Genomic DNA, 12,388 nt, shown 5'->3' with positions numbered 1-12,388 from the left:
GTGCGGCATGCGCCGTCGGACCCCCTGACTGACGGCCTAGAAGGCGATTTCCGGCCAAAACCCAACGAATCCCCACTGGCACACGGCCGCTTTGGCCGGTCGCCTGCGTGACTGGACGAGTCACCGCAAACACGCCCCTGCAGGCCGGAACGATCGCTTCCCCGGCAGCCGGAGCGGGTCTACCATGCGGTCAAACCTACCGGGGTTGTACTGATGAAAACGCGTGTTGGCCATTATGAAATCGTTTCCGAGCTCGGCCGCGGCGGCATGGGCGTGGTCTACAAGGGCTACGAACCGGCGCTGACGCGTTACGTCGCCATCAAGGAGCTCGCTCCCTCGCTCGCGCACGACGCGATGCTGGTCGAACGCTTCCTGCGCGAAGCGCGCTCGATGGCCTCGCTCAACGATCCGCACATCATCCAGATCTATTTCATCGGCCAGGAAAACGAGCAGCCGTTCTTCGTCATGGAATTCGTCGACGGCGAATCGCTGTCGGGCCTGCTCAAGCGCGAAGGCCGCCTCACCCCCGGCGACGCGCTCAAGATCCTGCACCAGTCGGCGCAAGGTCTGTCGGTCGCGCACGACCGCGGCGTGATCCATCGTGACGTCAAACCCGCGAACCTCATGCTCAACCAGCGCGGCCAGGTAAAGATCGCCGACTTCGGCATCGCCCTGGCCAATCACGACTTCAACAGCAAGCTCACCGGTACCGGCGAATTCGTCGGCACGCCCGGCTACCTCTCGCCCGAGGTCTGCCTGGGCAAGGCGGTCGACCAGCGTTCGGACATCTTCGCGCTGGGCATCGTGCTGTTCGAGATGCTGACCGGCCGCACGCCGTTCTCCGACGAAAGCCCGCTCAAGCTCATGCTCGATGTCGTGCAGTCGGAAATCCCCGATGTGCGCGAACTCAACCAGGACGTCGATCCGGAGGTCGCCAACATCCTCACGCGCATGCTTGCCAAGGATCCGGCCGAGCGTTACCAGAGCGCGCACGAGTTGATCGCGGACTTGGAAAAGCATCCGCTCGTGTCCGTCGGCGGACCGTTGAGCATCAAGACCGCGGCTCCGAGCGGCCCGGCCGCCACACTGATCGGTCTGGCCACGCCGGTGACACCGGGTATCGGCATGCGCGCGCCCACACCGCCGCCGTCGGTGTCCGCGCCGGCTACCCAGGCTGCGCCGTTGACGCCGGCCGGGGCCACTGCCGGTGGCAGTACGCGACCGGGCGTGACGCAACCGCCATCGACGCCGCCTCCGCCGCAGAAATCCTCGCGCGCACCGCTGTTCATCGGCACGGGCTTGCTCGTGCTGCTGATGGCCGGTGGCGTGTGGGCGTTCCGCGACAAGCTGTTCGCGCCGTCGACCACGCCCGCACAAGTCGCCGCGACCACGACGCCGACGGAAACGTCCGCCACGCCTGCCACCGGCGCGACGATGCCTGCCACGGCGACCGCCACACCGGCGACGCCGGGCGACAGCGGCGCCGCCAATCCGCCGGCGACGCCCGACACGCCGGTAGTGTCCCCGCCGCCCTCTGGCAACGAGAGCGCGAATACGTCGACCCGCGTGAGCAGCGCCCCCGCCGCGAGCACGACAGCCTCGGAAACCGCGCCGGCCCTGGCCACGACTGATCGTCCGCATCCGCTGCGCGAGGCCGTGGCCGAGCGTGCGGAAACCCGCGCCGAGCAACGCGAATCGGTCGCCGGCGGCGCCCGCACCTTCCACATCGAAACCTCCGGTGATCCGGCCCTGGTGATTCCGGCCGAACAGATGGTCGAAGAAAAGCTGTCCGGCGCCGGTATGCAAATGGTGCAGAACGCCAATCGCGCCGATGTGATCGTGCGCATCCGCGCCGAAGTCATCGGCAACCAGGACATCAGTTTCTACGGCCAGAGCGCGAACCTGACCACGGCCTATCTCGGCATCCGTCCGTATGGCCGCGGCGGTCGTCCGCTGGGCACGGGCATGCGGCAGAAGATCGACTACACGCCGCTCAACGCCGAAGACAAGGTGCAGATGATGCTCGACGAGCACTTCAGCCGCGTGCTGAACGCCGTCCGGAACTGAGCAGACTCCGCCGGCCAGCCATGGCCGGCGGCTTTCGCGACAACGATTCTTGGACCGACCGGCTCAGGCCGGCGACAGGTTCGCGTACGCAAGCACCAGCCACTTCGGTCCGGCGTCCTCGAAATTGACGTGCACGCGCGCATGCGCGCCTGCGCCTTCGCAGTCCATGACGATGCCATGGCCGAAATGCGCATGACTCACGCGCTGGCCCAGACGCAGGCCGCCGGTCGCGGGCGCTTCGGCGAAGCGGCCGGCGAACGCGGGGCGCGACACGTTCACCTTCGGTCGTACTTCATGCAACAGGGCCGCCGGGATCTCGCGCAGGAAGCGCGAGGGGGTGCCGAACATTTCCATGCCGTGCAGACGACGCGATTCGGCATAGCTCAGCGATAGTTTCTGGCGCGCGCGCGTCAGGCCGACGTAGGCCAGACGGCGCTCTTCCTCGAGTCGCCCGCTTTCTTCCATCGAGCGGTTGCTCGGGAACAAGCCTTCTTCCATGCCGACCAGGAACACCTGCGGAAACTCCAGGCCCTTGGCGCTGTGCAAGGTCATGAGCTGCACGCCGTCGGCACCGGCCTCGGCCTGGCCTTCGCCCGATTCGAGCGCGGCGTAGGCGAGAAACGCGACGAGCTCGCTCATGCGCTGGCTGTCTTCGTCATCGGGACGTTCGAAACGACTGGCGACATTGACCAGTTCGTCGAGGTTGTCCGTGCGCGAGTCGAGCTGACCCTTGGACTCGGCGGCGTAGTGCGCGCGCAGACCGGAGCGCTCGAGGATATGTTCGAACTGCTCGTGCAAGGGCAGTTCCGGCGTTGCCGCAGCCAATGCTTCGATCAGGTCGACGAAGCCGCGCAGCGCATTGCGCGCGCGTCCAGCCAGGCCGCTGCCCTCGCCCAGGGCCTGGCTTGCGCGCCACAACGACAGCGACTGCGCGCGCGCGAACTTGCGCACTTCATCCAGCGTGCGTTCGCCGATGCCGCGCGTGGGCGTGTTGACCGCGCGTTCGAACGCTGCGTCGTCGTCGCGATTGGCGACCAGGCGCAGATAGGCCAGCGTGTCCTTGACTTCCATGCGCTCGAAAAAGCGCTGGCCGCCGTAGACGCGGTACGGCAGTTTGGGCGACTGGTTGAGCTGCTCTTCCATCGCGCGCGACTGCGCATTGCTGCGATACAGGATCGCGCATTCGCCGGCTGCGCCACCGCCGTCGATATGCGCGCGGATGCGTTCGATGACGAAACGCGCCTCGTCGACCTCGTTGTAGGCCGCATACAGGTCGATCGGCTCGCCGTCGCCGTCGCTGGTCCACAGCTGCTTGCCCAGGCGTTCGGGATTGTGCGCGATCACCGCGTTCGCTGCGGCCAGGATGTTGCCGGTGGAGCGGTAGTTCTGCTCGAGCTTGATCGTGCTCGCGTTCGGATAATCGCGCAGGAAGCGCTGCATGTTCTCGACTTTCGCGCCGCGCCAGCCGTAGATCGATTGGTCGTCGTCGCCGACCACGAACACCTGGCCGCTCTCGCCGGCAAGCACGCGGATGAAGGCGTACTGGATCGTGTTGGTGTCCTGGAACTCGTCGACGAGAATCTGTCCGAAGCGACGCTGGTAGTGCTCGAGCAGGGCCGGATGCTCCAACCACAATTCGTGCGCGCGTAGCAGGATCTCGGCGAAATCGACCAGGCCGGCGCGCTGGCAGCGGATTTCGTATTCCTCATAGACGCGCAGCATCGTCTTGGTGAAGAAATCGCCGCCCGGCACCTGGATGTGTTTCGGGCGTCGGCCTTCGTCCTTCTGCGCGTTGATCCACCACACCAGCTGGCGCGGCGGGAAGCGGCCTTCGTCGAGTTCGAGATCGGCGGAGATGCGCTTGATCAGCCGCAGCTGATCGTCGGCATCGAGTACCTGGAAACTCTCCGGCAACCCGGCTTCCTGCCAGTGCAGGCGCAGCAGACGGTGCGCAAGGCCGTGGAAGGTACCGACCCACATGCCGCGCGTGCCACCGTGCAGCAGCGATTCCACGCGCAGGCGCATTTCGGCCGCGGCTTTGTTGGTGAAGGTCACCGCGAGGATGCCGTGCGCCGGCACGCCGACGACTTCATGCAGCCAGCCGATGCGGTGGGTCAGGACGCGGGTTTTGCCCGAGCCGGCGCCGGCGAGCACCAGATAGTGGCCGGGCGCCGCGGAAACCGCGTCGCGCTGGGCGGGATTGAGATCGTCGAGCAGGTGGGAAACATCCATCCCGCCATTTTACGGGATGGCGCGCGTCCGCGCGGGCGCGGAATCAGTGCGCGGAATGCCGCGCCGCGCCCGGGCCCTGCATCAGCTTGTCGGTCCAGGCGATGCCGATCGCCGACAGGATGAAGATCGTGTGGATGATCGTCTGCCACATCACGCCCTGCATGGTTACGGTCGTGCAGGCCTTGACGTTGAGCGCGGCCTGCTTGACCGCGGCGGTCGCGGCGATGCCTTCCGGACTGAAGCACAGCGGCAGGCCGCCGAGCGTGCCCGCTTCGATGAAGGTCTTGAGCAGATGGATCGAGCTGATGCCGATGATCGCCATCGCCAGCTTGACCTTGAGCACCGAGGCGTTCACATGGCTGAGCCATTCGGGCTGGTCCGGATGACCCTGCAGGTTCAGGCGCGAGACGAAGGTTTCGTAGCCGCCGACGATGACCATCATCAGCAGGTTCGAGATCATGACCACGTCGATCAGGCCCAGCACGATCAGCATGATTTCCTGTTCGTTGAGGCTGGTGGCGCCCTGGATCAGGTGCCACAGCTCCTTGAGGAACAGGATCACGTAGACGGCCTGCGCCACGATCAGGCCCAGGTACAGCGGCAGCTGCGACCAGCGCGAACCGAAGATCAGCGCCGGCAGCGGGCCGAGCTTTTCCTGGGCGGTGGAACCGGATTTCGATGCGGACATGCGTGACCTCTATTTCTTGGCGACGGCGCCGACCACCACGACCAGCGCGCCCACGCCGAGCAGGATGTAGCCCAGGTTGAGCGGCGGTTTCTTGGTGTCGGTCTTGCTGATTTCGATCGGTCCGATGTCCGCGACCTTTTCGGTGGTTTGAATCTTGAAGACGCCGGCGGCGATCAACGCACCAGCGATCAGCAGCAGAATGCCGACGATGAGGGCGGGCTTGCGCATGCGCGGTTCTTCCGGGAGCGCCCCGAAGCGGGGCCCGGCAAGAGTAGGGGCTCGATGCCCCGATGCCAAGTGCTCGCGCCGCTATTTGCCCGGGCCGAGCGCGGCGAGCATGTCGTCGAACGGCATCGGCCGCGCCAGCACATAGCCTTGCAGGGCGTCGCACTGGTGCTTGCGCAGCCATTCGAGCTGTTCGAGCGTCTCCACGCCTTCGGCCACGACCTTCATGCCGAAACGATGCGCCATCGCAATGATCGATTCGCAGATCGCCGCGTTCTTTTCGTCCTGGTCGACGTGATTGACGAATTCGCGGTCGATCTTGAGCTTGTCCACCGGCAGGCGGCGCAGATACGACATGCTCGAATAGCCGGTGCCGAAATCGTCGATCGACAGCACGATGCCCAGATCGCGCAGGCGCTGCAGGGTGGTGATCGCGGCGTCGGAGTTCTCCATGACGATGCTCTCGGTGAGTTCCAGTTCGAGCGCTCCCGGCGGCAGGCCGTATTCGGCGACCAGCAGGCGCACGTCTTCGACGAGATGGCCGCTCTGGAATTGCAATGCCGACACGTTCACCGCGACGCTCACCTGCGGCCAGCCGGCCGCCGCCATGCGTTGCTGGAAGCGGCAGGCTTCGCGCAGCACCCAGCGGCCGAGCGGCACGATCAGGCCGCTGTCCTCGCAGATCGCGATGAACACCGCCGGCGGAATCAGGCCGCGTTCGGGATGCCGCCAGCGGATCAGGGCCTCGACGCCGATCGGGCGGCGGTCGGTCGCGCGGAACTGCGGCTGGAAGAACAATTCGAATTCGCTGCGGCTGATCGCTTCCTGCAGGCGCGCGACCAGGTCCAGGCGCTCGCGCATGACCGCTTCGAAGACCGGCGAGAACTCGACCGTCTGGCCGTCGCCGAGGCGTTTGGCCTCGTGCGCGGCCAGGCTCGCGTGCTTGAGCAGCAGCTCCGGGTCGTTGCCGTGTTGCGGATGTACCGCGAAACCGAAATTGCCGCGCATTTCATGCTGCGTGCCGAGAGCGACGATCGGCCGCGCCAGCGCTTCGCGCGCCTGTTGCAGCACGGTATCGATCGGTCGCGGATCGTGCGAGGCGGGAATCAGCAAGGCGAATTCGCAACCGCCGATGCGCGCGACCCAGGCCGGCTGCGCCGCCACTTCGCGCAGGCGCTTCGCCACCAGGGTCAGCACTTCGTCGCCGACGGTGTGGCCGAGGCTGGCATTGATCGTATCGAAGCCGGTAAAGGTCACGTAGATCACGGCGATGTGCTGCGCATCGGCTTCGGCGGTGACCAGCAGTTCGTTCATGCAACGGATCAGGGCTTCGCGGTTGAGCAGGCCAGTCATTGCGTCGTGACTGGCGTGGTAGGCCAGGCGCTCTTCGACCTGCAGGCGTTCGGTGACGTCTTCGGCGATGACGAAGCGTGCCGGCCGGCCGGCGAAATCGATGTCGATCAGGCGCACCAGCGCCAGCATCAGACTGCCGTCCTTGCGCCGGTGCCGCCAGATTTCCCCGGAGCCGCGCGTCGGCGTCGCCAGGCTGCGCTCGAGGCGCTGCAATTCGTCGGGCGGACGAATGTCGCGGATGGTCATCGCGCTCAGCTCGTCGCGACTGTAGCCGTAGACGTCCACGACCTGTTCGTTGACCTCCAGGAATCGCAAGGTGTCCGCGTCGTAGACGTAGCAGGGCAGCGGGTTCTTGTCGAACAGGAAGCGGTACTGGTCTTCGGACATGTCTGCCTCGCTTGCCGGGGGGAACACCAGGGCACAACATCAGGCCAACGAATGCCATGGCGCAGAAAGGCCAAGGTCACGAACGCTCTACCATACGCCTCGAGAGATCGACGGTGTCTGGCGGGCGTGAAGACCGAGGGCGACGGGGGCCGCGGTCGCGAAATTACACGAGGCGCACGACGCTGTGTCGACGTCTGTCCGGAACTGTGATGGGTCGGCGAAATTCGTGCCAAATGCACGAAGGCAAAGCCAGGGGCCGGGCTCAGTCGTGCGTCACGCCGGGCAAGGACAGCACATAGTCCGCGCCCATCAGCAGCGAGGGCGTGTAATAACCGCCGGCGGGCCGCGGGCCGGTCAGCAGGCGCTGCACGATGCCCAGTGACGCAGTGACCGTCAGTTCATAGCCGTTGGGCGTGCACAGCCGGCCCTGGATCTGCTTGCCGGCGGCATTGCGGGCCTCGCCCCAGACCCAGGTCTGGCTGCTGGCGCGTTGCTCGGCCGAGGGGCCGCGCACGCGTTTGGCGACCTTGCTCTTGAGCCAGGCCTGCACCGGCGAAATGCCCAGCAAGGGCCCCAGCCAGCGGATGCGGCGCAGGTTCTGCGCGGTCGCCGGCGGCACGCCCATGTAGACCTCGATATTGGGAATGCCGGTCGAGACATAGGCGGTGTAGACATCGCCCCAGGGAATCGTCATCGCGAAGCGCGCTTCGCCGTCTTTGTCGAACGTGCGCGTCTTCCACGCCAGCGGCACGCGCTTGACCTCGCCGTCGATGCGCGCGCGACCGCCCTTGCCCAGGCCTTCGACGCCGGTCTTGGCCGTGCCCGGACTCGGGCCGCCGCCGGCCTCGAAACCGAGCACCAGCGATTCGGCATCGGGCAGTTGCCGCTTGAGCTGCGCGGCCAGGCAATCGGTCGGCACCACGTCGAAGCCGCTGCCGGGCAAGACGACGATGCCGCTTTTCACCGCGCGCAGATGTTGCGCATGACAATGCGCGAACACATCGATCTCGCCGGTGATGTCGAGGTAGTGCGCCTTCAGATCCAGGCAGGCTTCCAGCATCGGCGCGCTGGTCGCGGAGAACGGTCCGGCGCAATGCATGACCAGGCCGATGCCATTGAGACCGGCGTGGATCGCCGCGGCATTGTCGAGCGCGAACGCGCGCACGGGCAGCTTGAGTTTTTTCGCCAGCGGTTCGAGCGCGGCGACGCTGCGCCCGGCCAGCACAGGCCGCAGGCCGCGGCGCACCGCTTCGGTGGCCAGCATCTGGCCGGTGTACCCGTTGGCGCCGTAGATCAGCCAGTCCATGTCGGCCTCACGACGCCTTGGTGCGCTGCTCGATCATCTTGAGCAGCTGCTTGAAGTACAGATTCGGGAACCAGCGCTTGAGGCGCCAGCGCATCGGTTCGCGCACCGTCGGAATGATCATGAAGTCGCCGCGCTCGGCCGCCGCGAACACCTTGTCGGCGACGCCGTCGAGCGTGTCGGGTGCGGTGTCCATCATCTTCACCGCGAGCGTCTTGACCTTCTCGCTGCCGATCGCGGTATCGCACAGGTTGGTGCGGAAGAAACTCGGACAGATCACGCTCACGCGCACGCCCTGGCCATGCATTTCGGCGCGCAATTGTTCCGACAGCGCGACCACGGCGGCCTTGGCGACGCCGTAGGTCATCATGCCGGGCGCGCCGGCGAGACCGGCAAAGCTCGCGGTGCTGATGACCTGGCCGGACCCGGCGGCGATCATGCCCGGCACGAACAATCGGCAGCCGCGCACGACGCTGAGCAGGTCGATGTCGAGCACCTGCCGCCACTCGGACATCGTCGTTTCGACCATCGGACCGCCCGAGGCGATGCCGGCGTTGTTGATCAGCACGTCGAGGCCGCCCCACTCGCGTGCGATGGTTTCGTGCAGCTGCTCCATCGCCTCGTCGCTGCCGACGTTCGCGACCAGGGCCAGATGTCCGCTGCCGGCGAGGCTGGCGCGGGTAGCCTCGGAACGTTCGAGGGAAAGATCCACGCAGGCGACGCGATCGCCGGCGCGCGCATAGCGCAGCGCGAGCGCCTGGCCCAAACCGCTGCCCGCGCCGGTGATCAGTACGCGACGGCTCTTGCGCATCTTGGCCTCCCAGCCTGCTGTGCTAGGCTCGTCGGCCTAGGCAATCTGTCGAGTCTATCCCGCTTTTTCGGAGAAATTGTGTGACCGATCACGCATTTGGGCTTTCGGGAAAAACCGCGCTGGTCAGCGGCGCCTCACGCGGCATCGGCGAGAGCATCGCGTTGCTGTTGGCCGCGCACGGCGCCCACGTGGTGTGCACGAGCCGCAAGCTCGACGGTTGCGAAGCGGTCGCCGAAAAGATTCGCGCCGCCGGCGGTTCCGCCGAGGCGCAGGCGATGCATGTCGGTGACCCCGCCGCGATCGAGGCGGTGTTCGCCGCGCTCGACACCGCCGGCCAGGCGCCCGACATCCTGGTCAACAACGCCGCGGCCAATCCGTACTTCGGTCCGCTGATCGACATGGACCTGTCGAGCTACGAAAAAACCGTGGAAGTGAACCTGCGCGGCTATTTCTGGAGCACCGTGCAGGCCGCGCGCCGCATGAAGGCCAAGGGCGGCGGCGCGATCGTCAACATCGCTTCGGTCAACGCCAAGCGGCCGGCGCCGGGCCAGGGCATTTATTCGGTGACCAAGGCCGGCATCGTCAACATGACCGAAGCCTTCGCCAAGGAGCTCGCGTCCGCCGGCATCCGCGTCAACGCCGTCCTGCCGGGACTGACTGAAACGAAGTTCGCCTCGGCCGTCACCGGCAATCCCAAGCTCATGGCGATGATGACGCAGATGATTCCGCTCGGCCGCGCCGCGCAGCCCGACGAGATCGCCCCGGCCGTGCTCTTCCTGGCCAGCCCGGCGGCGAGCTATGTCACCGGTACGACCCTGGTCGTGGACGGCGGATACCTGGCCTGAGGCCGCGTCGGCGGGTATGGCCGGAACCGTGATCGGCGACGCCTTCACGTGACCTTCGGCACATATCGTCTTCGATGGAAATCGGTCATTCCTGCCCTCTTTCCCCGAAGTGATGCCCTCATGAGATCCCTGCTCCTGCTCGCCGCCATGACTCTCGCCCCCGCTGCCGCCCACGCCGACAAGCTCACGCTCGAAACGCTCGCCGGCGGCACCAACCTGTCCGGTCCGAGCCTGATGCGCCCGGGCATCTCGCCCGACGGCAAGCGCGTGACCTTCCTGCGCGGCAAGGCCGACAACAAGTTCCAGCTCGATCTGTGGGAACTCGACGTCGCCAGCGGCCAGACCCGTTTGCTGGTCGACTCGAAGGTCGTGCTGCCGGGCGTGGAGAATCTTTCCGACGAGGAAAAAGCCCGTCGCGAGCGCCAGCGCACCGCCGCGCTGTCGGGCATCGTCGCCTACCAGTGGTCGGCCGACGGCCACACCCTGCTGTTCCCGCTCGGTGGCGAGCTGTACCTGTACGACTTGAACAAGACCGGCCCGGCCGCGGTCCGCCAGCTCACCCATGGCGGCGGCTTCGCGACCGATCCGAAGATCTCGCCCAAGGGCGGCTTCGTGAGCTTCGTGCGCGAACGCAACCTGTGGGTCATCGATCTGGCCAGCGGCAAGGAAACGCAGCTGACCAAGGATGCGTCCGCGACGATCGCCAACGGCGTCGCCGAATTCGTTGCCGACGAGGAAATGGATCGCCACACCGGTTACTGGTGGGCGCCGGACGATTCCGCGATCGCCTATGCGCGTATCGACGAGAGCCCGGTGCCGGTGCAGCAGCGTTTCGAGATCTACGCCGACCGCACCGACGTGGTTGAGCAGCGCTATCCGGCCGCCGGCGACAAAAACGTCGATATCGCCCTGGGCGTCATCGCGCCCAAGGGCGGCGCCACGCGCTGGCTGGACCTGGGCAAGGAGCGCGACATTTACCTCGCGCGCGTGGACTGGATCGACGGCAAGCACCTGACCTTCCAGCGCCAGAGCCGCGACCAGCGCACGCTCGATCTGATCGAAGCCGACCTGGCCGCCGGCAAGCAGCGCACCTTGCTCACCGAAACGAGCACGAGCTGGGTGCCGCTGCATTCCAATCTCAACTTCCTCGCGAACGGCGACTTCCTGTGGTCGTCGGCGCGCAGCGGATTCGAGCACCTGTATCTGTACGGCCGCGACGGCCAGGCCAAGAAGCAGCTCACGAGCGGCGACTGGATGGTCGAGGATGTGCTCGCGGTCGACGAAGGCCGCGGCCTGGCGTATTTCAGCGCCACCAAGGAATCGCCGCTCGAACGCCACCTCTACGCCGTGCCGCTCGCCGGAGGCGAAGTGCGCAAGCTCACGCAGACGCAGGGCATGCACAACGCGGTGTTCAGCAACAATGCCGCCGTCTATATCGACAACTGGTCGAACCCGAGCACGCCGCCGCAGTCCGAACTGCATGCCGCCGACGGCAGCAAGCTCGCCAACCTGGTCACGAACGAACTCAACGACAGCCATCCCTACGCCAAGTACCTGGCCGAGCATCGCCCGATCGAATACGGCGAACTGCAGGCCGTTGATGGCCAGGTCCTGCATTACAGCCTGATCAAGCCGGCGAACTTCGACCCGAAGAAAAAATATCCGGTCATCGTCAGCGTCTACGGCGGACCGGCCTCGCAGACGGTCACGCGCGGCTGGGCGCCGGACTTCAACCAGTACCTGGCGCAGCACGGCTATCTGGTGTTCTCGATCGACAACCGCGGTACCCCGCGCCGCGGCGTGAAGTTCAGCACGGCGCTGTTCCGCCACCAGGGCACGGTGGAGGTGGAAGACCAGGTGCGCGGCATCGACTTCCTCAAGACCCTGCCCTACGTCGACGGCAAGCGCGTCGGCGTCTACGGCTGGTCCAACGGCGGTTACATGACCCTGATGCTGCTGGCCAAGCACAGCGAGGTGTACGCCTGCGGCGTCGCCGGCGCGCCGGTCACCGACTGGGGCCTGTACGACACGCACTATTCCGAGCAGTTCATGGATCTGCCCAAGAACAACGCGGCCGGTTATCAGGACAGCGCCGTGTTCGCGCATCTCGATGGCCTGCGCTCGAAGCTGCTGCTGATCCACGGCATGGCCGACGACAACGTCCTGTTCATCAACTCGACCAAGCTGATGTCGGCCTTGCAGAGGAAGGGCATCCCCTTCGAGCTCATGACCTATCCGGGCGCCAAGCACGGCCTGCGCGGCAGCGACCTGCTACATCGCCTCAAGACTACCGAGGCGTTCTTCAATCGCTGCCTGAGCCCCTGAGGCACCGGCTCGCAGGGCCGCGTGTCTTCACACGCGGCCTTGGGGTTATGATCGAACCGACTGGCCTTCACGGCGGGTCTTTGGCGTAAAGTTTCAGGAAATTGCCCGCGTGGTCCGACGCGGGGTCGACGGATATCACGCCACATGCTGGC

9 protein-coding genes are annotated in these 12,388 nt (G+C 66.1%); 3 read left to right on the top strand and 6 right to left on the bottom strand.

Going from position 1 to position 12,388, the window contains the following annotated elements; genetic code table 11:
• Positions 1-213: 213 nt before the first annotated feature.
• Positions 214-2,067 (top strand): serine/threonine-protein kinase, encoded by a 1,854-nt coding sequence (locus G467_RS17510; protein ID WP_022969435.1) that lies wholly within the window; start codon positions 214-216, stop codon positions 2,065-2,067.
• A 63-nt stretch (positions 2,068-2,130) separates the two neighbouring features.
• Here G467_RS17510 and uvrD read toward each other — a convergent pair whose 3' ends face one another.
• The 6 genes from uvrD to G467_RS0109110 form a co-directional block, all read right to left on the bottom strand.
• Positions 2,131-4,299 carry a DNA helicase II gene (gene uvrD, locus G467_RS0109135; protein WP_022969434.1) on the bottom strand — a complete coding sequence of 723 codons (2,169 nt, stop codon included), beginning with the start codon at positions 4,297-4,299 and terminating at the stop codon, positions 2,131-2,133.
• A 43-nt stretch (positions 4,300-4,342) separates the two neighbouring features.
• Positions 4,343-4,987 carry a TIGR00645 family protein gene (locus G467_RS16145; RefSeq protein ID WP_022969433.1) on the bottom strand — a complete coding sequence of 215 codons (645 nt, stop codon included), beginning with the start codon at positions 4,985-4,987 and terminating at the stop codon, positions 4,343-4,345.
• 9 nt (positions 4,988-4,996) lie between these two features.
• Positions 4,997-5,215 (bottom strand): hypothetical protein, encoded by a 219-nt coding sequence (locus G467_RS0109125; protein ID WP_022969432.1) that lies wholly within the window; start codon positions 5,213-5,215, stop codon positions 4,997-4,999.
• A gap of 81 nt (positions 5,216-5,296) precedes the next feature.
• Entirely contained in the window at positions 5,297-6,952 is a 1,656-nt protein-coding gene (locus tag G467_RS16140; RefSeq protein WP_022969431.1) for a putative bifunctional diguanylate cyclase/phosphodiesterase, read from the bottom strand.
• Between the two features lie 262 nt (positions 6,953-7,214).
• Positions 7,215-8,258: a saccharopine dehydrogenase family protein gene (locus G467_RS0109115; RefSeq protein ID WP_022969430.1), complete on the bottom strand. Its 1,044-nt coding sequence runs from the start codon at positions 8,256-8,258 to the stop codon at positions 7,215-7,217.
• A 7-nt stretch (positions 8,259-8,265) separates the two neighbouring features.
• A complete protein-coding gene (locus G467_RS0109110) occupies positions 8,266-9,066 on the bottom strand; it encodes an SDR family NAD(P)-dependent oxidoreductase (protein WP_022969429.1) in 801 nt (266 codons plus the stop codon).
• An 80-nt stretch (positions 9,067-9,146) separates the two neighbouring features.
• Between G467_RS0109110 and G467_RS0109105 the strand changes: the two genes are divergently transcribed.
• Together G467_RS0109105 and G467_RS0109100 are read left to right on the top strand one after the other, a co-directional pair.
• Positions 9,147-9,911, top strand: a complete 765-nt coding sequence (locus tag G467_RS0109105; protein WP_022969428.1) for a glucose 1-dehydrogenase — start codon at positions 9,147-9,149, stop codon at positions 9,909-9,911.
• A 120-nt stretch (positions 9,912-10,031) separates the two neighbouring features.
• Positions 10,032-12,236: a S9 family peptidase gene (locus tag G467_RS0109100; protein ID WP_022969427.1), complete on the top strand. Its 2,205-nt coding sequence runs from the start codon at positions 10,032-10,034 to the stop codon at positions 12,234-12,236.
• Positions 12,237-12,388: the final 152 nt, after the last annotated feature.

The organism is Arenimonas oryziterrae DSM 21050 = YC6267 (genome assembly GCF_000420545.1).
Taxonomy (GTDB): domain Bacteria; phylum Pseudomonadota; class Gammaproteobacteria; order Xanthomonadales; family Xanthomonadaceae; genus Arenimonas; species Arenimonas oryziterrae.
The sequence above is the reverse complement of the archived record's forward strand: the minus strand, read 5'-3'. Positions and strand labels throughout refer to the sequence as shown.